The organism is Cellulosimicrobium marinum (assembly GCF_020551945.1).
GTDB lineage: Bacteria > Actinomycetota > Actinomycetes > Actinomycetales > Cellulomonadaceae > Cellulosimicrobium > Cellulosimicrobium marinum.
On the sequence record NZ_JAJBZH010000002.1, the window covers coordinates 637027 to 659048 of the forward strand.

Genomic DNA, 22022 nt, shown 5'->3' on the forward strand with positions numbered 1-22022 from the left:
CCGGCCGCCACCACACCACACCGCACACCGGGCGGCGCGACGCGCCGTCCGTGGGTACCGCACACCCTGGAGGGGGACCACCATGACCGCACCACGACCACCGGCAGGGGCCGAGCCCGGCACCCTGCCCACCACCACCACGGCCACGGCCACGGCCCCGGCCGGCACGCTGCCCGACGGCGCGTCACCGGTCGTCGAGGTCCGGAACCTGCACAAGACGTACCCGGGCCCGACCGGCTCGGACGCGCGCAAGGTCGCCGTCGAGGACGTCAGCCTCACGGTCGCGGCCGGCGAGATCTTCGGCATCCTCGGCCCGAACGGCGCGGGGAAGACGACGACCGTCGAGTGCGTCGCGGGGCTGCGCGAGGCCGACGGCGGCACGGTGCGCGTCCTCGGGGTCGACCCGCAGGCGCACCCCGAGCGGGTGCGCGACCACGTGGGCGTCCAGCTCCAGGAGTCGGCGCTCAACGAGAAGATCACCGTGGAGGAGGCGATGCGCCTCTTCGCGTCCTTCTACGCCGAGCCCGGCGACGTGGAGGAGCTGCTCGCGCTCCTCGACCTGGCGGAGCACCGGCGGGTCGCGTTCGCGAAGCTCTCGGGCGGTCAGAAGCAGCGGTTGTCGATCGCGCTCGCGCTCGTCGGCAACCCGCGCGTCGCGATCCTCGACGAGCTGACGACCGGGCTCGACCCGCAGGCGCGTCGCGCCACGTGGGACCTCGTGGAGCGCGTGCGCGACCGCGGCGTCACCGTCCTGCTCGTCACGCACTTCATGGACGAGGCGGAGCGCCTGTGCGACCGGCTCGTCATCATCGACGCGGGCCGGGTCGTCGCGCAGGGCAGCCCGGCGGAGCTGATCGACGCGCTCGACGACACCCGGACGGTGCGGCTGCGCGTCCCGGCGGCCGACCACGACCTCGCCCTGCACACCCTCGCCGGGCTCGCGGACGTCCGGAGCATCGACGTGCACGGGTCGGGACGGCGGGGGCCCGAGATCGAGGTGCGCGGGTCGCGGCGGGTGCTGCCCGCCGTCGTGCTCGCGCTCGCGGAGCAGGACGTCGTGCCCGACGACGTCCGCACCGTCACGCGGTCCCTCGAGGACGTGTTCGTGGCCGTCACGGGCCGCACCTACGACCCGGCGGCGACCTCCGGGACCACCGGCGCGGCGTCGGGCACCGACCGCGCCACGGACGAAGGAGAGCCCCGATGACCGCCACGACCCTGTCCCCGAGCCCGACCCGCACGACCCGTGCCCGGCGGCGCGGGACCGGCTGGCGGGGCTTCGGCACCCTGCTGTCGACCGAGGCGCGCCTGTGGGTGCGCGACGGCGGGACGGTGTTCTTCTCGCTCGCGTTCCCGACCGTGCTGCTGCTCGGCGTCGGGTTCGCCATCCCGGGGATGCGCGACCCCCTGGAGGACGCGGGCCCCTGGACGGGGCTGAGCGCGATCTCCCTGTACCTGCCCGTGGTGCTCGCGGCCGCCGTCGCGACGCCCGCCCTCACCACGATGCCGGTGTACTTCGCGACGTTCCGGGAGAAGGGCCTGCTGCGGCGGCTGTCGACCACGCCGATGCGGCCGCAGGGGATCGTCGTCGCGCACCTGGTCATCAACCTCGTCGCGATCGTCGCGGCGACGGGCATCGCGCTGGGGATCGGGTCGCTCGTGTTCGACGTCCCGGTGCCGCGGCACGTCGCGACCGTCGTGCTGGCGTTCCTCCTCGCGGTCCTGTCGATGCTGTCGCTCGGCGTCGTCGTCGCGGCACGCGTGCCCAAGGCGAGCACGGCGTCGGCGATCGGGTCGCTCATCTACTTCCCGCTGCTGTTCCTGTCGGGCATGTGGACGCCCGGCCCGATCATGCCGGACGCGGTCCGCGAGATCGGCCAGTACACCCCGCTCGGCGCGGCCGCGCAGGCGATGACGGCAGGCTGGTTCGAGGACGGGTTCCCGACGCTGCAGGTCGTCGTCATGGCCGTGTGGACCGTCGTGCTCCTGCCCCTCGGGGTGCGCCTCTTCCGCTGGAGCTAGCGGAGCGCGGGCGAACGGCCCGGCCCCGCCTAGCCTGGCCGCCATGAAGCCGTTCCTTCTGCTCGCGTCCCGGGCGGAGGACCGGGCGGCCGACGGCGAGCACGACGCCGTGCTGCGGTTCTCGGGCCTCGCGCCCGACCAGCTCTACCGCGTGCGCATGGAGGCGGGGCCGCTGCCGTCGATCGACCTCGACGACTACTCGGGCGTGATCGTCGGCGGCAGCCCGTACGACTCGTCGAAGGCGGAGCACGAGAAGTCCGACGACCAGCGGCGGGTCGAGCGCGAGCTCGGCCCGCTGCTCGACGAGATCGTCGCGCGCGACGTCCCGTTCCTCGGGGCGTGCTACGGCGTCGGGACTCTCGGGCTGCACGAGGGCGCGATCCTCGACGACACGTTCGCCGAACCCATCTCGGCGGTGACGGTCCGCCTCACCGCCGAGGGGCGGCGCGACCCGTTGCTCGCGGACCTCCCGGACGCGTTCGAGGCGTACGTCGGGCACAAGGAGGCGGTGCGCGAGCTGCCGGCGCACGCGGTGCTGCTCGCGTCGTCGGACACGTGCCCGGTGCAGATGTTCCGCGTCAAGGAGAACCTGTACGCGACGCAGTTCCACCCGGAGCTGGACCTCGCGGGCATCCTCACCCGGATCGAGGTGTACGGGGAGTACGGGTACTTCCCGCCCGAGACCGCGGGGGAGGTCGAGGCGCGGGTGCGGCGCGGCGACGTCCGACACCCGGGGAAGGTCCTGGCGGCGTTCGTGCGCCGCTACGCGCGCGACTGACGGAGCCGGACGCGCCGAACCCCGGGTTGCTCGGCACCTGACGGTCGTGGTGCCGCGCAACCCGGGGTTCGGCAGGGTGCGGTGACGGGCGGTCAGCGGGCGGCGGGCTCCGGCTCGGGGGCCTGGTCGTTGCCCGACGCCGCGGCCTCCTGGTCGGGCGACGTCGCCTCGAGCGCGGCGGCCCGACGGTGCTCGCGCACCGACCAGGCGACGGCGGCGGCCCACAGGACGGCGATCGCGCCGAGGACGACACCCTGGACGCCGCTGCTCGCGTCGACCCAGTCCGACCGCAGGAGCGTGCGGACGTTGGTGAGGACGATGACGCCGCCGACGGCGGAGCCGAGGATGCGCGGCGGCAGGTGGCGCACGAGCCATGCCGCGATCGGGGCCGCGACCAGGCCGCCGAGCAGGAGCGCGAGGACCCAGGTGAGGTCGATGCCCTGCGAGCCGAGCGAGAAGAGGAACCCGAGCGACGCGGCGAGGGCGACGAGGAACTCCGACGTGTCGATCGACCCGATGACCTTGCGCGGCTCGATGCGGCCCGACGCGAGGAGCGCGGGGGTGCCGACCGGGCCCCAGCCGCCGCCGCCCGTCGCGTCGACGAACCCGGCGACGAGCCCGAGCGGGCCGAGGAAGCGCTTGCGCAGCGGGAGCCCGAGGCGGCCGGTCGGGAGCCCGGCGAAGGTGAAGCGGGAGAGCACGTAGATGCCGAGCGCGAGGAGCAGGAGCGACATCACCGGGGCGGCGACGTCGGTGGAGAGGTTCGACAGGAACGTCGCGCCGGCGAACGCGCCGATCGCCCCCGGGACACCGATCCGCAGCACGACCTTCCAGTCGACGTTGCCGAACTTCCAGTGCGCGGCGCCCGAGGCGAGCGTCGTGCCGATCTCGGCGAGGTGCACCGTCGCCGACGCGGCGGCGGGGTTGGTCCCGATCGCGAGGAGCAGGGTGGTCGACGTGACGCCGTACGCCATGCCCAGGCTGCCGTCGACCAGCTGTGCGCCGAGCCCCACGAGGGCCAGCAGGAGAAGTGTCCGCACCGTCGCTCCTTGTCCGTGCGCCGGGACCGTCCCCGGCGTCACGACAAGATTGACCGATGTTGTCGAGTATTTCTACGGGGTGATCACATCATGGTCGTGTGTTAACGACGCCCCGCCCGACGCGTCAGGGGTTCTCCCACGCGTCCGCGCGCGCCGCGAGGGCATGCACGTCGTCCGGGAGGTCGCGGCGCACCACGTCCGCGAGCGTCACGCGGTCGAGGACGTCGCGCACGCTCGCGCGCAGCGCCACCCAGACCTCGAGCAGCCCTGCCGCCGACCCCTCGTACGCGAGGCTCGGCGGGCGCTCGTCGCGCACCGTGACGAGGGGCCCGTCCACGGCGCGGAACACGTCGGCGAGGGTCACCTCGTCGGCCGGCCGGGCGAGCCGGTGGCCGCCGGACCGGCCGCGGACGCTCGCGACGATCCCGGCGCGCCGCAGGTCGCCGAGGATCCGCTCCAGGAAGCTCACGGGCAGGCCCTGGCCCGCCGCGAGGTCCTCCGCCCGCACCGGGTCGCCGTGGGGGGACGCCGCGAGCTCGGCGCACGCCCGCACCGCATAGTCCGCCTTCGCCGAGACACGCACGGTCCCATTCTCCCCCGTCGCGTCAGCGGACGAAGAACGGCCCGGCCGACGGGTCGGCGAGCCAGCCGAGGGCGTGCCCGACGCGCTCCGCCGTGGAGGGCGTCACGTCGGCGGGCAGGTCGTCGGGGGCGAACCACCCGACGTCGAGCGACTCGTCGTCCGCGACGTGCGCCGCCGCCGCGGCCGCCGGGGAGACCGGCCGGCACAGGAACGCGAGGTCGAGGTACTGCGACAGGTCGCCGTTCGGGTAGCGGACGGGCTCGGTCACGGTGACCGCGACGAGCGCGTCGACCACGACGTCCACCCCGGTCTCCTCCCGCACCTCGCGCGCCAGCCCGACCGCCGGGTCCTCGCCCGGCTCGAGGATGCCGCTGACCACGGCCCACAGCCCGGTGTCGGCGCGCCGCCCGAGGAGGAGGCGACCGTCGTCGTCCACCACGACGCCGGACACCCCCGGCATCCACAGCAGGTCCGTCCCGATGCGGGAGCGCAGGGCGGCGACGAAGTCCGGGATCGGCATGGTCCGAGCGTAGGCGCGACCGGCCCGCGAGACGCGCCGACCACCCCGCGCGGAGCACGTGCTACTGTCGCGCCGTGACTTCTCAGTGGTATTGGCGCTTTACGCAGGCTCCCGGTGGGGCCGTGCGGGCGCTCGCCTGACCACAGAACACACCACCCGGAGCCAGCACAGGGCCTTGGACGCGGACCGCGTCCGGGCCCTTCGTCGTGAGACGGGCCGCTCCGGGACCACGGGCGGCAGCAGGCCGGTGAGGGCTCTCGTCTGACGACGGCCCTCGACCCCGCCGCACGAACCAGGAGAACCCCCGTGACCAGCACGACCACGCAGCCCGCCGCGAACGCCCAGCCCGCGAACGACGGCCGGGAAGCCGATACCGTCGACCCCGTGGACAGCCCCGAGCTCCAGGCGCGCACCAGCGACCTGCGGGTGCGCGCGCTCGACGCGCTCCCCGCGCCCCGCACGATGCTCGCCGACCTGCCGCTCGGTGCGACCCGCAGCGACCTCGTCACGACGTCGCGCCGCGAGGTCCGCGACGTCCTCGCCGGCGAGGACGACCGCCTCCTCGTCATCGTCGGGCCCTGCTCGGTCCACGACCCGCAGGCCGCGCTCGAGTACGCCGGGCGCCTGGCCGCCGTCGCGCACGAGCTCGCCGACGACCTCCTCGTCGTCATGCGCGTGTACTTCGAGAAGCCGCGCACGACCGTCGGGTGGAAGGGCCTCATCAACGACCCGCACCTCGACGGGTCGCACGACGTCCACCACGGCCTGCGCCTCGCCCGCGAGGTGCTGCTCGGCGTGCTCGACGCCGGCGTGCCCGCCGCGTGCGAGTTCCTCGAGCCGACGAGCCCGCAGTACATCGCCGACGCGGTCTCCTGGGGCGCGATCGGGGCCCGCAACGCGGAGTCGCAGGTGCACCGCCAGCTCGCGTCCGGCCTGTCCATGCCGGTCGGGTTCAAGAACGCGACCGACGGCGACGTGCAGATCGCCGTCGACGGCTGCATCACCGCCGCGAGCGAGCACACGTTCTTCGGCATGGACTCCCTCGGGCGCGCCGCCGCCGTCGAGACCGCCGGCAACCCCGACTGCCACGTCATCCTGCGCGGCGGACGCTCCGGCCCCAACTACGGGACCGACGACGTCGCGGCGGCGCTCGCGGTCGCGCGCACCTCGGGCCTCGGCGGGGTCACGGAGCACGGGCTCGTCGTCGACGCGTCGCACGGCAACTCGGGCAAGAGCCACGTGCGCCAGGCGGAGGTCGTGCGCGAGCTGTCGACGCGCCTGGCCGAGGGGGAGCAGGGGATCACCGGTCTCATGATGGAGAGCTTCCTCGTCGCGGGCGCGCAGAAGCCCGCGCCGTCGGGCCTGGTGTACGGGCAGTCCGTCACGGACGCGTGCCTCGACTGGGACACGACGGCCGACCTCCTGCGCGATCTCGCCGGGGCGGTCCGGGCGAGGCGCGCGCTCTGAGGCACCCATCCGCGCGGGGCACGGCACCGAACCCGTGGTGTCCCGGACGGTCCGGGGCGGTGCGCGCGTGAAGGAGCCGGTGCTGGGGGACACTGTCGGGGTGCCATCCCCCGTGAGGGCGACCCTGCCGGGCGCCGTCGACGCCGCGCTCGCCGCGTGCGCCGGTGGCGACCCCGACGCGTTCGCGCCGGTCTACGACGCGCTCGCGCCCGTCGCGTACGGCACGTGCCTCGGGATCCTGCGGGACCCGGACCACGCGGCGGAGGTGATGCAGGAGGTGATGGTCGAGGTGTGGCGGACGGCTCCGCGGTTCGACGCCGCGCGCGGATCGGCCCGGACCTGGGTCGCGACGCTCGCGCGCCGTCGGGCGGTGGACCGCGTGCGGGCCGAGCAGGCGCGCCGCGACCGCGACCAGCGCGACCTCGACACGACCCTCGCGACCGCCCCGCGCGACGTCGTCGCGGAGGACGTGGAGCGTCTGCTCGACGGCGCGGCGGTGCGCCGCTGCCTCGGTTCGCTCACCGACACGCAGCGCGAGGCCGTCGTGGAGGCCTACTTCGGCGGCTACACGTACCGGGAGGTCGCGGAGCGTCTCGACGCCGCGCTGCCCACCGTGAAGTCGCGCATCCGGGACGGGCTGGCCCGGCTGCGCGACTGCCTGGGGGTGCGTCGTGACTGAGCCGAGGACGGACCGCGACGAGCGGGGCGGCGCGTGGGACCTGCTGCCCGCGTACGCCCTCGACGCGGTCGACGACCTGGAGCGCCGCGCCGTCGAGCGGCTGCTCGACGCCGACCCGGACGCCCGGCGGGCGGTCGACGAGTACCGGGACGTCGTCGCGGCCTTCGCCGTCGAGCAGGCTCCGCCCGCGGCGGCGCGCGAAGTGGTGCTCGCGCGGGTCGCGGTGACGCCGCAGGGGGCACGTGCCGCGGGTGCCGAGGAGACCGCCGGGTCCGAGGGGCCGGTCGGGCCCGGGCGACCCGAGGGTCCGGCCGACGCGCGGGCCCGGCGCCGCTGGGGGCTCGTCGCCGCGGCCGCCGCCGCGGTCGTCGCGGTCGCCGTCCCGACGACCGTCGCCGTGCGCGCCACCCAGGAGCAGACGCGCCTCCAGGAGCAGGCGGACGTCGTGGCGCAGATGCTCGCCGACCCGTCGGCGACGATCGTGCGCGGCGACGTCGCGGGCGGCGGCGAGGCGTCGGTGCTCGTCGCGGGCGACGACTACCTGTTCCGCGCGTCGGGGCTTCCCGGCGTGGCCGACGACCAGGACTACCAGCTGTGGGTCGTGTCCGACGACGGCGCGGTCTCCTCCGCGGGCGTGGTGGAGGACCAGGACGGCACGGTCGAACAGCTCGTGCGGGACGTCCCGGGCGTGGGCGTCGCGGTGACGGTCGAGCCGGAGGGCGGCTCCGAGCAGCCGACGTCGGACCCGGTCGTCGCGCTCGTCACCTGACCTCGGCGGGGTCGTCCGGAACCCGCGCGGAACGTGTCCGGAACTCGTTCGCTTCGTGACCCATCCGGTGCGCACGACGCTCCGAACCCTCCTCGACACGCCCCGCACCGGCGGGGCGACGACTTCGAGGAGAGACCGATGAACGCTCGAACCCGTACCTCGTACGCCGTCGCCGGCATCGCCACGCTCGCCGTGCTCGGCCTGTCGGCGTGCAGCTCCGACACCGACTCGGGTGACGCCTCGACCGACACCACGTCCGAGGAGTCGATGGACGACACGACCGACGACATGGGCGACGACATGACGGAGGACTCGACCGACGACACGTCCGACGACATGGCGATGGACCCCGCCGCGAACCTCGTCGGGCCGGGCTGCGAGGCGTACGCCGAGCAGGTCCCCGACGGCGCCGGCTCCATCACGGGCATGTCGACCGACCCGGTCGCGGTCGCGGCGTCGAACAACCCGCTGCTCACGACCCTCGTCTCCGCCGTCTCCGGGGAGCTCAACCCGGAGGTGGACCTCGTCGACACGCTCAACGGCGACGAGTTCACCGTGTTCGCCCCGGTCGACGACGCGTTCGCGCAGATCGACGACGCGACGATCGAGACGCTGAAGACCGACGCGGACATGCTCACGTCGATCCTCACCTACCACGTGGTGCCCGGTCAGCTCACGCCCGACCAGGTCGTCGGCGAGCAGACCACCGTCCAGGGCGGCACCGTCGAGGTCACCGGCGAGGGCGACGAGCTCATGGTGAACGACGCGAACGTCGTCTGCGGCGGCGTCATGACGCAGAACGCGACCGTCTACCTCGTCGACGCGGTGCTCATGCCGACGATGTGACCCCAGGACGTGCGACGGCCCCGGCTGCGGCCGGGGCCGTCGTCGTGTCGCGACCCGTCCGGACGCGCGCCCGCTCCGAACCCCTGCCATGGAGACGCTGATCCTCGTCGGACTGCTCGGGGGCCTCATCACGGGCATCTCGCCGTGCATCCTGCCCATGCTGCCCGTGATCTTCTTCGCGGGCGGGGTCCAGGGCGCGCGGCGCACCGCTCCCGGGTCGTCGGGCGGGTCCGACGCCGGCCCCGACCCCGCGCTGTTCGCGGGGCTCCCGAGCGCGGTCGCCGTGGGCGGTGGTGCTCGTGCGGTCGCCGGTGCGCGGGGCCGACGGTCGTGGCGGCCGTACCTCGTGATCGCCGGTCTCGTGCTGAGCTTCAGCGTCTTCACGCTGCTCGGGTCGCTGCTGCTCACCGCGCTCGGTCTCCCGCAGGACCTGCTGCGCTGGGCGGGGATCGTGCTGCTCGTCCTCATCGGGGTCGGCATGATCGTCCCCCGGTTCGAGGAGATCCTCGAACGGCCGTTCCAGCGGGTCGCGGCGCTGGGTGCGCGACGCGGGGCGGCCCGGCAGGACCGTGGGGCGTTCGTCCTCGGACTGGGGCTCGGCGTCCTGTACGTGCCGTGCGCGGGCCCGGTGCTCGCCGCGATCACGGTCGCCGGGGCGACGGGGGAGATCGGGCCGGGCACCGTCGCGCTCACGGTCTCGTTCGCGGTGGGCGCGGCGATCCCGCTGCTCGTCTTCGCGCTCGCAGGCCGCCGGGTCGCGGAGCGGGTGCGTGCGTTCCAGCGGCACACGCGCGGCATCCGGGTCACGGGCGGCGTCGTGATGATCGCGCTCGCCGGGGCGCTCGCGCTCAACCTGCCGGCCGCGCTGCAACGTGCCCTGCCCGACTACACGGGCGCCCTCCAGCAGCGCGTCGACGAGAACGAGACGGTCCGGGAGGCGCTCGACCTCGGCGGACTCGTCACGGACGAGAACCGCGAGCTGTCGAACTGCTCGAACGGCGCCCCGGTCCTGGAGGACTGCGGCACCGCGCCCGAGATCCGGGGGATCGACACGTGGCTCAACACCCCGGACGGCCAGGCCGTGACGCTCGACGACTCGCGCGGGAAGGTCGTCCTCGTCGACTTCTGGACCTACAGCTGCATCAACTGCCAGCGCGCCATCCCGCACGTGAACGCCTGGTACGAGCGGTACCGCGACGTCGGCGAGGGGTTCGAGGTCATCGGCGTGCACACGCCCGAGTTCGCGTTCGAGCGCGAGACGCGCAACGTCGTCGCGGGCGCGGAGGACCTCGGTGTCACCTACCCGGTCGCGCAGGACAACTCCTACTCGACGTGGACCGCGTACCGGAACCGGTACTGGCCGGCGCAGTACCTCGTCGACGCCGACGGCACGGTGCGGCACATCCGGTTCGGCGAGGGCGGCTACGAGGACACCGAACGTCTCCTGCGCGAGCTGCTCGCCGACGCGAACCCGGGCGTCGAGCTTCCCGCGCCCACGACCGTCGGCGACGCGACCCCGCAGGGCGAGACCACGCCCGAGACGTACTTCTCCATCAAGCGCGTCGTCAACTACGCGGGCGAGCCCCGCTACGCCGCGGGGGAGCAGGACTTCTCGCTCACCGCGGACCAGCCGCAGGACACGTTCTCGCTCGGCGGCACGTGGGACGTCGACTTCGAGGGCGCCACCGCGGTGTCCGACGACGCGCGCGTGCGCCTCGCCTACCGCTCCACCGACGTGTTCGTCGTCCTGGGCGGCGAGGGCACGGTGACGGCCCGCGTCACCGCGGACGGCCGCACCACGGAGCGCGACGTCGACGTGTCCGGCAACCCGACGCTCTACCCGCTCCTCGACGGCGACGCGCCCACCACCGGGACCGTCGAGCTCGACGTCCCCGCGGGCGTGCAGGTGTTCACGGCGACCTTCGGCTGAGGCGGGGCACCCGCTGAGTGCTGGCGATCTGTCGTCCACCGGCCCGTCCGGCGACGAATACCCCGCACTCACGGGGCGCGTCGTCAGGGAGGGCCGGGCTCGACCCACGGGCTCCAGGGCGTGACGGTCGCGGTGCCACCGTCGAGCAGGTCGAGGCCGCGGTCCGCGCCGGGCACGTCGGCGAACGCCACGACGCTCTCCGGCGTCCCCGGCACGGGCGCGACGAGGAGGCTCGTCACGAGAGCGGGGTCGTGCGCGGTCGGGCCGCCGCGCCACGACAGCGTCGACTGCGCCCGGTCGCCGGGCGCGAGCGTCACCGGGGCGCCCACGGCGATCGCGTCGGCCTCCACGAGGACGTCCTGCTCGGTGCCGTCCGAGGCGACGAACCGCAGCGCCGGGCTGCCGCCGAGGACGCACGGCGCGTCGTCGTCGTTGCGCGCGGTGACCGTGAGGAACCGGCGACCGAGCGCGGCGTCGAACCACGCGGCGTCGAGCGTGAGGAGATCCGCGTCGCACGTCGTGCCGTCCGTCGGGACGCCCGGTGCGACACCGCCGACGTATCCCGAGCGCACCGCGGCGCCGTCGGGGCCGTGCACCTGGAAGCCGAGCGGTGCACCCGCGTCGGCGGTGCCCTCGAGCCAGCGCGCGACCGGGAGCGGGTCGCCGTCGGCGTACACCGTGAGGAGCGGCGTGCCGGGAAGGACCGGTCGGCGGGCCTCGTAGGACACCGACGCGACCCCGGGACGGGACGACGCGGCGGTCACCAGGTCGAGCAGCGCGGCGTCGGCGGGCACCGGCGGGTCGCCGAGCGAGAGCGTCACGTCGTACCCGATGGTCGACAGCGCGCTCAGGGGTCGTTCGGCGTCGCGGAACGTCGTGGCGACCGGGGTGAGGGCGGCGGCGTCGGCGACCTCGACGGACGCGTACGACGCGTCGAGCCCGACGGACCGCACGGTCCCGTCCGCCAGCAGCGCGACGGCGAAGGCCACGGGGGCGTCCCCGAGGAGGTCGGGCAGCGGGTCGCCGGTCGTGGGGTCGGTGCCGCGGGTGCCCCGCGCGGTCGTGCCGTCGACGACCTGGAGGGTCGCGCCCGACGCGGCGCTGCCGAGGACGCGCAGCTCCCAGGTCTCACCACCGCGCGACGACTGCAGGATCGCGCGGGCGTCGTCCGCGGTGCGCTGCGCGGTCTCGGGCGAGGGGAGCGGCGTGGCGAGCGTGACCCGCGCGGAGGCGCCGGCCCACCCGTTCATCTCGACGTCGGCGACGCCGGGCAGGGCCTCGAGCAGCGCGGTCGTGTCCTCGACCCACCGCTCCGGGTCCGCGCCGAGGGTCGGTTCGCCGTCGGGCGCCTCGTCCGTGGGGGACGCGGCAGCGTTCTCGGGGCCGCCCGCAACCTGGGAGGCGCGGGCTTCTGCCGCGGCTCCCTCGCGCAGCACGGCCGGCGCGAGCGCGGCGGCCGTGACGGCCAGGGCGATCCCGGCGACCGCGGTCCCGATCGCGGCCCTCGACCTGCGCGTGCGCTCGTCGTCCACGGGCGCGACGCTAGCGGGCGTCGGGGGGCGCAGGGGCGTGGTCCGCGGGTCTGCGCAGGACGTGCGCGACGTCTTCACCGCAGGCGGGTGCGCGGGGAGTTTCCGGGCATCGGCGGACCTGTCGGACATCTGTCAGCGGCGCTGCCTTATCAGGATTCCCGGACCCCGGCAACGTCTGGCATGATCCGGCCATGACTGTGAGGACGGCCGCGGAGCTCGCCGCGGTCGACGAGCCGGCGTGGCCGACGCTCTCTCGCATGCTCGGGCGCGGCGGCGTCGAGGTCGTCCCGCCTCCCGCGTGGTCGCTGGAGGTGCTCTACCGCCTCCAGGTCACGGTTCGCTCGACCCTGGGAGCGCTTGCGCTGCACACCGGCGGGGTCCTGGTCGACGGCGGGTGGCTGCGGATCCTCGGCGGCGGCGGGTCGGGCCTGCCGGACCTCGCGAGCGTCAACGGGCTCGGCGAGCCGGGGGAGGACAGCGCTGCGCCGTCGGTGCTCGTCGTCGCCTACGACGTGCTGGGCGGGACGTTCGCGATCAACGGCGGCGGGCTGTCGGGCCCGCTCGGGGACGTGCACTGGTTCGCGCCGGACGTCCTGGACTGGGTCGACCTGGGGTTCGGCCAGGCGGCGTTCCTCGAGTGGGCGGTGAGCGGCGGCGCGGGCGCGCTGTACGACCACCTGCGCTGGCCCGGCTGGTACGACGAGATCGGCGACGTCCGCCTGGACGAGGGGCTGAGCGTGTACCCGCCGCTGTGGTCGCAGGAGGGGCGCGACGTCGCGTCCGCCTCCCGCACGCCGGTCGCCCTGGGTGAGCTCGTCGACTGGCACTTCGAGATGGCCGCGCGCATGACGCCGGTCGAGGAGGACGACGCGGCGCAGTCGCGGGGCTGGGCCGACGGCCCGTAGGCCGGACCGGCCCGTCGAGGGCGTCCGCACCGAGGGCGGCGACCGCGCACGCGCCTGCACCCCGTCCTGTATACAAGTGCGCACCTGCGTGCGAGGATGGCCGGGTGACGACGACGCCCGACCTGCACCCCGTCGTCGGGCAGGCCGCCCCGACGCCCGGCGAACCCGGGCTCGCGCGCCGCAGCTCCGGCGCCCGCGCCGTCTACGACCTGCTCCGCGGCCGCATCATCGACGGCACCCTCGCCCCCGACGCCCGCCTCACGGAGCCCGTCCTCTCCGCCGAGCTCGGCGTCTCCCGCACCCCCGTGCGCGAGGCGCTGCGGCTGCTCCAGGCCGAGGCGCTCGTCGTGGAGCTGCCCACCGGAGGGGTCCGCGTCGCCCCGCTCGACGTCGCGGACGCGCGCCGCGTCTACGACGTCCGCGCCCGCCTCGAAGGCCTCCTCGCCCGCGACGCGTGCGAGCGCGCGCGTCCCGACGACGTCGCACGCCTCGTCCGGCTCGTCGCCGTCATGGACGCCGTGCGCGACCACGAGGACGAGGTGCTGCGCATCGGTGCGCAGTTCCACGGCGAGATCGAGGCGCTCGCGGACCACCGCTGGGCGTCCGCCCTCCTGCGGCAGATCCGCGGTCACGTGGACCGCTACCGCGCCCTCGCGGCGCGCCGCCGCGTCGGCACCACGGACCACGTCGACGAGCACCGCGCCGTCGCCGACGCGATCGCGCGCCGCGACCCGGACGCCGCGGAGGCCGCGATGCGCGCCCACGTCGAGCGCAGCGCGGCCCTCGCCGAGCAGTCGCTCCGCGACCACCCACCGACCTGACCGGCCCCGACCCGGTCCACCCCCCTCGCACCCTCGCACCCACCCCCTCACACCCCGAGCGGAGCCCGCACCGATGCCCTACACCCACCACCTGCGCGTCTACCCCAGCGCGGAGGCCCTCGACCGCACGGACCAGCTCGCCTGGAAGCTCGCCGAGCTCGCGACCGACCCGGTCGAGCCGACCCCCGAGGTCACCGACATGGTGATCAACCGCGTCATCGACAACGCGGCCGTCGCGGCGGCGAGCCTCACCCGGGGCCCGGCGGTCGCGGCCCGTGGCCAGGCCCTCGCCCACCCGTACACGCCGGGCGCGACGGTGTTCGGGTGCGACCTCGCGACGCGCACGAGCCCCGAGTGGGCGGCCTGGGCCAACGGCGTCGCCGTGCGCGAGCTCGACTTCCACGACACGTTCCTCGCCGCCGAGTACTCCCACCCGGGCGACAACATCCCGCCCGTGCTCGCCGTCGCGCAGCACGCCGGGGCCGACGGGGCGGCGCTCGTGCGCGGGATCGTCACCGGCTACGAGGTCCAGGTCGACCTCGTCCGTGCGATCAGCCTGCACCAGCACAAGATCGACCACGTCGCCCACCTCGGCCCGTCCGCCGCCGCGGGCATCGGCACGCTCCTCGGCCTCGACACGACGACCGTGTTCCAGGCGATCGGGCAGGCCCTGCACACGACGACGGCCACGCGGCAGTCCCGCAAGGGCCAGATCTCCACGTGGAAGGCCCACGCCCCGGCGTTCGCCGGGAAGGTCGCCGTCGAGGCCGTGGACCGGGCGATGCGCGGCCAGACGTCGCCCGAGCCGATCTACGAGGGCGAGGACGGCGTGCTCGCGTGGCTCCTCGACGGGCCGGACGCCGCGTACGACGTCGTGCTCCCCGGCCCGGGAGAGCCCCGCACCGCGATCCTCGACACGTACACGAAGGAGCACTCGGCGGAGTACCAGTCGCAGGCCCTCATCGACCTCGCGCGTGCGCTGCACGACGAGCACCCGTGGCTCGCCGACCCGGAGAACGTGGCGTCCGTCGTCATCCACACGAGCCACCACACGCACTTCGTCATCGGATCGGGAGCGAACGACCCGCAGAAGTACGATCCGACGGCGTCGCGCGAGACGCTCGACCACTCCATCCCGTACATCTTCACCGTCGCGCTCCAGGACGGCGGGTGGCACCACGTCGGGTCGTACGCGCCCGAGCGGGCTGCGCGCCCGGACACCGTGGCGCTGTGGGGCACGGTCACGACGGCCGAGGACCCGGAGTGGACGCGCCGGTACCACTCGACCGACCCGGCCGAGAAGGCGTTCGGCGGACGCGTCGAGATCGAGCTCACCGACGGTGGGCGGATCGTCCGCGAGATCGCCGTCGCCGACGCGCACCCGCTCGGCGCGCGCCCGTTCGGCCGCGACCAGTACGTGCGCAAGTTCCGCACGCTCGCCGAGGGCGTCCTGGAGGACGCGGAGGTCGACCGGTTCCTCGCGCTCGCCGAGCGCCTGCCCTCGCTCACCCCCGCCGAGGTGCGCGAGCTGACGATCGTCGGTCGCCCGGGCCTGCTCGACGCGGTGCCCGTCCCGACCGGCCTGTTCGAGCGGGGAGGCGAGTGATGCTGTACAGCCAGGTGACGGCGTCGGACAAGCGGCGCGGCTTCCGCGAGGCGCTCGCGACCGCGCGCAGCACGGGCGAGCCGCTGCGGCTGCCGGGCGCGTTCAACCCGCTGTCCGCGCGGCTGATCGAGGACAAGGGCTTCGAGGGCGTCTACGTGTCCGGGGCGGTGCTGTCCGCCGACCTCGGGCTGCCCGACATCGGCCTGACCACGCTCACCGAGGTCGCGGGCCGCGCCCAGCAGATCGCGCGCGTCACCGACCTGCCGGCGCTCGTCGACGCCGACACGGGCTTCGGCGAGCCGATGAACGTCGCGCGGACCGTCCAGGCGCTGGAGGACGCCGGGGTCGCGGGCGCGCACGTCGAGGACCAGGTCAACCCCAAGCGGTGCGGCCACCTCGACGGCAAGGAGGTCGTGGGCCTCGACGAGGCGGCGAAGCGCGTGCGCGCCGCCGCGGACGCACGGCGCGACCCGGGCTTCCTCGTCATGGCCCGCACCGACGTCCGCGGGACGATCCCCGGCGACGCCGGCCTGCGTGCCGCGATCGACCGCGCGAAGGCGCTCGTCGACGCGGGGGCGGACGCGATCTTCCCCGAGGCGATGGCCGACCTGACGGAGTTCGAGGCCGTCGCGAACGCCGTCGACGTGCCCGTGCTCGCCAACATGACGGAGTTCGGCAAGTCCGAGCTGTTCACGCGGCGCGCGCTCGGGGACGCGGGCGTCGCGCTCGTCATCTACCCCGTGACGCTCCTGCGCGCCGCGATGGGCGCCGCCGAGCGTGTCCTCGACGAGATCGCCGGGACCGGGACCCAGGCCGGGCAGGTGCCGCACATGCAGACCCGTGCACGGCTCTACGAGCTGCTCGACTACGCCGCCTACAACCAGTTCGACGAGGGCATCTTCACCTACCGCCCCTGACCGCCCGACCCGCCGCCGCCTCACGAAGGAGTGACCGCATGAGCACCACCGGCAGCACCCCGGCCGCCCTCGCCGACGCGCCCGAGATCCGCAAGGGCCTCGCCGGCGTCGTCGTCGACGTCACCGCCGTGTCCAAGGTCAACCCCGAGACGAACTCGTTGCTGTACCGCGGCTACCCGGTGCAGGACCTCGCCGCACGCCGGTCGTTCGAGGAGGTCGCGCACCTCCTGTGGCACGGCGAGCTCCCGACGCCCGAGCAGCTCGCGGAACAGACGGCCGTCGAGCGGGCGCACCGCGCCCTGCCGGGCAACGTGCGCAACGCGGTCCTCGAGCTCCCGACGACGTGCCACCCCATGGACGTCGTGCGCACGGCCGTCTCCCAGCTCGGCGCGCACGACCTCGACGCGGAGGACTCGTCGCCCGAGGCCGAGCAGGCGAAGGCGCTGCGCCTGTGGGCGGTGCTGCCCGCCGTCGTCGCGCTCGACCAGCGGCGGCGCCGCGGGCTGCAGCTCGTCGAGCCGCGCGACGACCTCACCTACGCCGAGAACTTCCTGTGGACGACGTTCGGCGAGGTCCCCGACCCGGCCGTGGTGCACGCGTTCGAGGTGTCGATGGTGCTGTACGCCGAGCACTCGTTCAACGCCTCGACGTTCACCGCACGCGTCATCACCTCGACGCTCGCCGACCTGCACTCCGCGGTGACGGGCGCGATCGGCGCGCTCAAGGGCCCGCTCCACGGCGGCGCGAACGAGGCCGTCATGGCGACGTTCGCCGAGATCGGGACCGCCGACCGGGCCGCGGCCTGGCTCGACGACGCGCTCGCCGCGAAGCGCAAGATCATGGGCTTCGGCCACCGCGTCTACAAGCACGGCGACTCGCGCGTCCCCACGATGCGCGCCACGCTCGACGCGCTCGTCGAGCACTACGACCGCCCCGACCTGCTCGAGCTCTACACCGCGCTCGAGACGGCGATGACCGAGCGCAAGAACATCCTGCCCAACCTCGACTACCCCGCGGGCCCGGCCTACCACCTCATGGGCTTCGACACCCCGATGTTCACGCCGCTGTTCGTCGCGTCGCGCGTCGTCGGCTGGACCGCGCACGTCATGGAGCAGCGCGCCGCCAACGCCCTCATCCGACCGCTGAGCCAGTACGTCGGCGAGGCGCAGCGCGAGGTCCCCTGACCGCTGACCCCGGGGGATGCGCCGAGCACGAGGTTGGTGTCGTTCTGACGGCGAGAACGACATCGACCTCGTGGTCGACGGCGAGCAGCCTCGTGGTCGGCCGGGCGGTACGGTGAGCCCGTGCTGAGCATGGACGAGGTCGTCGAGCGTCGCCGTTCCGCTGCCCGACGGCGCCGGGTCGCCCTCGTCGCGGGCATCGCCGCAGGGGTGCTCGCCGTGGCGACGGTCGTGGCGTGGCAGGTCGTGGCCCGCACCGCAGCGGTCCAGCCCGGTGCGGTCAGCGTCTACGCGGGACCCGCGCTCACCGAGTGCGCGCTCCCCGACCGCGACGGCATGCCGTCGGCCTACGTCGTGGGCGCCAAGGACGCCGAACCCACGGTCGTCTACTCCGTCCGCAACCCCGGCGTCGTCCCGGTGGTCCTCCACGGCGAGGCGGGGGTGCGCTTCCAGCGCGAGCTCTTCGACGAGCTCGCCGACTTCGCCGGGATGCCGACGGACGATCTCGTGGACAGCATCGTCGTCCCGCCGGGCGCAGAAGCGTTCGCCCAGGTCGAGCCGGACGGGGAGGTGCAGGACGCCGTCGTGCGCGAGTCGCTCGACCTCCCGGCCACGGTCCTCGGCGTCGACCGTGCGCTCTCCGTCGACCTCGACCCTGTCCTCGTCCTGCTGCCCGGCACGACCGACGACCCGGTCGCGACCGAGGCGGCCGCGCGCTCGGCCTGCGGGCTCGACTGACGCTGCGGTCGGCCGGGACCGGCGCCGTGCGAGTGTCCCGCCGGTTCGCCGAGCACGAGGTTGGTGTCGTTCTGACGGCGAGAACGACATCAACTTCGTGGTCGACGGCGAGCAGCCTCGTGGTCGACAGGGTCACCGCACGAACGCCTCCAGCTCGGCGCGGTCGACCGGGCCGTCACGGTGGATCAGGGCCGTGACGTCGTCCATGCGGTCCCACACGTTGACGGCCATACCGGCCTCGACACGACCGTCCTTCGTCCAGAAGGCGACGAGCTCGCGGTCGGCGAGCGAACCGCTGACGACCACCTCGTCGTACGCGTCCGGTCCGGCGACGAAGCCGAGGTACTCCATGCCGACGTCGTACTGGTCGGAGAAGAAGTACGGGAGCTCGGGGTAGGGGTCGGTCGACCCGAGCATCGCGCGCGCGGCGTGCGGGCCCTGGTTGAGCGCCGTCGCCCAGTGCTCGACCCGGATCGACCGCCCGTACCGGGGGGAGGGCACGCTCGCGACGTCGCCCGCGACGAACACGTCCGGGTCGGTCGTCTGCAGCGTCGCCGAGGCGACGACCCCGCCGGTGGCGGAGTCGAGCGCGAGCCCGGCCGCCTCCGCGAGCCCGACGTTCGGTGCCGCGCCGACCGCGACGAGGACCACGTCCGCCTCGACGTGCGTGCCGTCCCCGAGCGCGACACCCGTGACCCGGTCCTCGCGTCCCGTGATCTCGGTCGCCTCCGCGCGCCGGTGCAGGTGCACGCCGTGCTCCGCGTGCACCTGCCCGTACAGCTCGCCCATCTCCGGTCCGAGGACCCGCTCCAGCGGGTGCGCCCCGCGCCCGACGACGCTCACGTCCAGCCCCTTCGAGCGGGCCGACGCCGCGACCTCCAGACCGATCCACCCGTCACCGACGATCGCGAGCCGTCCCGCACCCTCGCGCGCGGACGCCTCAAACGTCGCGGCCAGGCGCTCGCTGTCCTCCAGGGTACGCAGGTAGTGCACGCCTTCCAGGTCGGCACCCGGGACGGGCAGGGCCCGCGGGTCCGAACCCGTCGCGATCAGCAGCCGTGCGTAGTCGAGGGTGCGCCCGTCGGCCAGCGTCACGACGTGCCCGCCCGGGTCGACGCCGGTCGCGGTCGCGCCGCGCAGGAGCTCGACGTCGTGCCGCGCGTACCAGTCCTCCGCGAGCGGGAAGACGGCGTCGCGCTCCGCCTCGCCGCGCAGGTAGTCCTTCGACAGCGGGGGCCGTTCGTACGGGCGGTGCGGCTCGCGCGCGACGACGACGACGACGCCGTCGTGCCCCTCGTCGCGCAGCGTCTCGACGGCCTTGGCGGCGGCGAGACCGCCCCCGACGACGACGATCGGTGCTCCGGCCATGGTCCCGTCCTCCCGTGTGGTGGCTCGCCACCCCAGTCTCGCGCGAGCACGGGGCGGGCGCGCGCCCCGCACCACGACGCGCCGCCACGCGTGCGCAGGTGCAGGGTGCTCAGGCGGACGCGCTCAGCCCGTCCCGCCAGCGGTCGAGGAGCCGAGCGACGGCGCGCGAGCGGGACCAGGGCATCTCGGGCACCTCGGTCCGGCCGTCGGCGAGCGCTCGCGAGACGGCGTCGGCCTCCGCGGCGAACGGGTCGACGGGGACGACACCGACGCGTCGCTCCGTGCCGTCCTGCCGCACGACGAACGACGCCGCGGACGCGGCCCGGCTGCCGTAGGCGTCGTCGAGGTGGACGACGCCGCCGGGTCCGGACACGACGGCGGAACGCGGCAGGTCCGCGACGATCGAGCAGGCGACCTCGGCCGTGAGACCGTCCGCGACGATCGTCGCGGTGGCGTGCTCGTCGACACCCGTGTCGCCGACGGCTCCCGTCGTGGCCGCGACGTCGAGGTCCGCGACGTCGACACCGGCCGCCGCGGCGAGGGCCACGGCCAGCGCGACGGGGTACCCGCCCACGTCGAGGATCGCCCCTCCTGCCAGCCCGGGGTCGAACAGGCGGCCGGAACGGTCCGGTGCGGCGAAGCCGAACGACGACGCCACGCGGAGCGGCGACCCGAGATCCCCGCGCGCCACGTGCTCGTCCAGCGCGCGCGCCAGCGGGCCGAACCGGTGCTTGTACGCCTCGACGAACGGCACGCCGTGCTCCGCAGCCGCCGCGAGGACGCGATCCGTCTCGGCCTGCGTCGGGGCGACCGGCTTCTCGCACAGGACCGCCTTGTCCGCGCCCAGCGCCGCGACGGCCAGGTCCGCGTGCGTCGTGTGCACCGTCGCGACGTAGACCGCGTCGACGTCGTCGCGCGCGAGGATCTCGTCGTAGGTGCCGGTCACCGGGGCGTCGTGCTCCCGGGCGAACGCCTCGGCCCTCCCGGGGTCGCGGCTCGCCACCGCGTGCAGCGTCCCGTGCTCCGAGCGGGGCAGTGCCCGCGCGAACCAGCCACCGATCTCGCCCGGCCCCAGGACCGCCCACCTCGTCGTCCGCACGCCGCGAACCTAGCAGTCCGCGGCGGACCGCCGTCGGTCCCCCGCACGACGAGGAGAGGCCCTCCGTCCAGCGTTTCCGCTGTTCAGAGGGCCTCTCGGCTGGTCGGGGTGACAGGATTTGAACCTGCGACCTCTTCGTCCCGAACGAAGCGCGCTACCAAGCTGCGCCACACCCCGCTTGCCGCCACGCGTCGTCGGGCACAAGCCCTGCTGCGCGGGAAGCCTGCCCAGAATAGCCGACGATGTGCCCTGCGACGAAACCGGCTCCGGGGTGACGTGCACGACGCCGCGACCGCGGCCGTGAGGTCAGCGTGCGGTGAGCGTCACGAGGGTCGCCTCGGGGCGGCACGCGAACCGGAACGGCGCGTACGGCGACGTCCCCGCGCCGGCGGAGACGTGCAGCCACGTCGACCCGTCGCCACCCGGCCGGTCGGGGCGCGCCCCCGGCCAGCCGTGGAGCCCGCTGGCCCGGCGTCGGTCGAGGTCGCAGTTCGTGACGAGCGCGCCGAACCCGGGGACGCGGAGCTGGCCGCCGTGGGTGTGCCCCGCGATGACGAGGTCCGCGCCGTCGGCGTGCATCGTGTCCAGGACGCGCCGGTAGGGCGCGTGCGCCACGCCCACGCGCAGGTGCGCTCCCGCGGGGCGGGGCACAGGGTCGGGGTAGACGTCGAGGTCGAGGTGCGGGTCGTCGACCCCCACGAGGTCGAGGTGCACCCCGTCGACGCGGAGCGTGTCACGCCGGTTCGTGAGGTCGACCCAGCCGGCCGACCGCAGCGCCTCCGCGAGACGGTCGGCGGGCAGCGTCGGAGCCGACCGCGCGAAGGGGACCCGGGCGTCGGGAAGGAGGTACCGCGCGGGGTTCTTCGGCACGGGCGCGTAGTAGTCGTTCGACCCGAGGACGAACATGCCGGGGACGTGGTCGAGCAGCGGCCGCAGCGCGTGGAGGACGGGGCCGAGGGAGTCGCGGTGGGCGAGGTTGTCCCCGGTGTCCACCACGAGGTCGGGCTCCAGCTCCGCCAGGGACCGGACCCACGCGATCTTGCGGCGCTGCGACGGCACGAGGTGCAGGTCCGAGACGTGCAGCACCCGCAGGTCCCGCGTCCCCGGAGGGAGCACCGGGATCGTCACGAACCGCGTCGTGAAGAGCTTCGTCTCGACGTGCGCGTAGGCGAGCGCACCGGCACCCACCGCGGCCAGGGCCGCGAGGCCGCGCCCCACGCG

At 74.7% G+C, this 22022-nt stretch carries 21 protein-coding genes and 1 tRNA gene; 14 read left to right on the forward strand and 8 right to left on the reverse strand.

The window, feature by feature from the left end:
• The first annotated feature begins 82 nt into the window (after positions 1–82).
• From LGQ04_RS06780 to LGQ04_RS06790, 3 genes are read left to right on the forward strand one after another with little or no spacing between them, the layout of a single operon-like run.
• Positions 83–1207, forward strand: a complete 1125-nt coding sequence (locus LGQ04_RS06780) for an ABC transporter ATP-binding protein (RefSeq protein ID WP_229242918.1) — start codon at positions 83–85, stop codon at positions 1205–1207.
• Positions 1204–2022, forward strand: a complete 819-nt coding sequence (locus tag LGQ04_RS06785; protein WP_229242919.1) for an ABC transporter permease — start codon at positions 1204–1206, stop codon at positions 2020–2022. The genes LGQ04_RS06780 and LGQ04_RS06785 overlap by 4 nt, the downstream gene beginning before the upstream one ends.
• A 43-nt stretch (positions 2023–2065) precedes the next feature.
• On the forward strand, positions 2066–2800 hold the full coding sequence (locus LGQ04_RS06790) for a glutamine amidotransferase (protein WP_229242920.1): 735 nt from the start codon (positions 2066–2068) through the stop codon (positions 2798–2800).
• A gap of 92 nt (positions 2801–2892) precedes the next feature.
• Here the strand turns inward: LGQ04_RS06790 and LGQ04_RS06795 are convergent, their stop codons facing one another.
• From LGQ04_RS06795 to LGQ04_RS06805, 3 genes are all read right to left on the reverse strand, one after another.
• Complete coding sequence (locus LGQ04_RS06795) at positions 2893–3840, reverse strand: sulfite exporter TauE/SafE family protein (RefSeq protein ID WP_229242921.1); 948 nt, start codon at positions 3838–3840, stop codon at positions 2893–2895.
• A gap of 124 nt (positions 3841–3964) precedes the next feature.
• The gene (locus tag LGQ04_RS06800; RefSeq protein WP_229242922.1) at positions 3965–4423 is read right to left on the reverse strand and encodes an RrF2 family transcriptional regulator; all 459 of its coding nucleotides are present in this window, start codon (positions 4421–4423) and stop codon (positions 3965–3967) included.
• A 22-nt stretch (positions 4424–4445) separates the two neighbouring features.
• On the reverse strand, positions 4446–4943 hold the full coding sequence (locus tag LGQ04_RS06805) for an NUDIX hydrolase (RefSeq protein ID WP_229242923.1): 498 nt from the start codon (positions 4941–4943) through the stop codon (positions 4446–4448).
• Positions 4944–5249: 306 nt separating this feature from the next.
• Here LGQ04_RS06805 and LGQ04_RS06810 point away from each other — a divergent pair, with 306 nt between their 5' ends.
• From LGQ04_RS06810 to LGQ04_RS06830, 5 genes are all read left to right on the forward strand, one after another.
• Positions 5250–6410: a 3-deoxy-7-phosphoheptulonate synthase gene (locus LGQ04_RS06810; protein WP_372469986.1), complete on the forward strand. Its 1161-nt coding sequence runs from the start codon at positions 5250–5252 to the stop codon at positions 6408–6410.
• 100 nt (positions 6411–6510) lie between these two features.
• Positions 6511–7089 carry an ECF RNA polymerase sigma factor SigK gene (sigK, locus tag LGQ04_RS06815; protein ID WP_229242924.1) on the forward strand — a complete coding sequence of 193 codons (579 nt, stop codon included), beginning with the start codon at positions 6511–6513 and terminating at the stop codon, positions 7087–7089.
• Positions 7082–7858, forward strand: coding sequence for an anti-sigma factor (locus LGQ04_RS06820; RefSeq protein ID WP_229242925.1), 777 nt, complete (start codon positions 7082–7084; stop codon positions 7856–7858). Before sigK ends, LGQ04_RS06820 begins: the two co-directional genes overlap by 8 nt.
• A gap of 138 nt (positions 7859–7996) precedes the next feature.
• The gene (locus LGQ04_RS06825) at positions 7997–8704 is read left to right on the forward strand and encodes a fasciclin domain-containing protein (RefSeq protein ID WP_229242926.1); all 708 of its coding nucleotides are present in this window, start codon (positions 7997–7999) and stop codon (positions 8702–8704) included.
• Between the two features lie 88 nt (positions 8705–8792).
• Complete coding sequence (locus LGQ04_RS06830) at positions 8793–10634, forward strand: cytochrome c biogenesis protein DipZ (RefSeq protein ID WP_229242927.1); 1842 nt, start codon at positions 8793–8795, stop codon at positions 10632–10634.
• Between the two features lie 83 nt (positions 10635–10717).
• Here LGQ04_RS06830 and LGQ04_RS06835 read toward each other — a convergent pair whose 3' ends face one another.
• Complete coding sequence (locus tag LGQ04_RS06835) at positions 10718–12166, reverse strand: DUF4232 domain-containing protein (protein WP_229242928.1); 1449 nt, start codon at positions 12164–12166, stop codon at positions 10718–10720.
• A gap of 191 nt (positions 12167–12357) precedes the next feature.
• Here LGQ04_RS06835 and LGQ04_RS06840 point away from each other — a divergent pair, with 191 nt between their 5' ends.
• The 6 genes from LGQ04_RS06840 to LGQ04_RS06865 all read left to right on the forward strand — a co-directional run bounded on the left by LGQ04_RS06840 (position 12358) and on the right by LGQ04_RS06865 (position 18334).
• A complete protein-coding gene (locus tag LGQ04_RS06840; protein ID WP_229242929.1) occupies positions 12358–13071 on the forward strand; it encodes a DUF2625 family protein in 714 nt (237 codons plus the stop codon).
• Between the two features lie 104 nt (positions 13072–13175).
• Positions 13176–13892, forward strand: a complete 717-nt coding sequence (locus LGQ04_RS06845; RefSeq protein WP_229242930.1) for a GntR family transcriptional regulator — start codon at positions 13176–13178, stop codon at positions 13890–13892.
• A gap of 73 nt (positions 13893–13965) precedes the next feature.
• Positions 13966–15498: an MmgE/PrpD family protein gene (locus LGQ04_RS06850; protein WP_229242931.1), complete on the forward strand. Its 1533-nt coding sequence runs from the start codon at positions 13966–13968 to the stop codon at positions 15496–15498.
• Positions 15498–16415 (forward strand): methylisocitrate lyase, encoded by a 918-nt coding sequence (prpB, locus tag LGQ04_RS06855; protein ID WP_229242932.1) that lies wholly within the window; start codon positions 15498–15500, stop codon positions 16413–16415. Before LGQ04_RS06850 ends, prpB begins: the two co-directional genes overlap by 1 nt.
• A gap of 38 nt (positions 16416–16453) precedes the next feature.
• Positions 16454–17599, forward strand: coding sequence for a bifunctional 2-methylcitrate synthase/citrate synthase (locus LGQ04_RS06860; RefSeq protein ID WP_229242933.1), 1146 nt, complete (start codon positions 16454–16456; stop codon positions 17597–17599).
• Positions 17600–17719: 120 nt separating this feature from the next.
• Entirely contained in the window at positions 17720–18334 is a 615-nt protein-coding gene (locus LGQ04_RS06865; RefSeq protein WP_229242934.1) for a hypothetical protein, read from the forward strand.
• Positions 18335–18466: 132 nt separating this feature from the next.
• Here LGQ04_RS06865 and LGQ04_RS06870 read toward each other — a convergent pair whose 3' ends face one another.
• From LGQ04_RS06870 to LGQ04_RS06885, 4 genes are all read right to left on the reverse strand, one after another.
• On the reverse strand, positions 18467–19702 hold the full coding sequence (locus LGQ04_RS06870; protein WP_229242935.1) for an NAD(P)/FAD-dependent oxidoreductase: 1236 nt from the start codon (positions 19700–19702) through the stop codon (positions 18467–18469).
• Between the two features lie 109 nt (positions 19703–19811).
• Entirely contained in the window at positions 19812–20801 is a 990-nt protein-coding gene (locus LGQ04_RS06875; protein ID WP_229242936.1) for a Gfo/Idh/MocA family protein, read from the reverse strand.
• Between the two features lie 100 nt (positions 20802–20901).
• A tRNA-Pro gene (locus LGQ04_RS06880) sits at positions 20902–20978 on the reverse strand.
• A gap of 129 nt (positions 20979–21107) precedes the next feature.
• Positions 21108–22019, reverse strand: coding sequence for a metallophosphoesterase (locus LGQ04_RS06885; protein WP_229242937.1), 912 nt, complete (start codon positions 22017–22019; stop codon positions 21108–21110).
• Between the last annotated feature and the right edge of the window lie 3 nt (positions 22020–22022).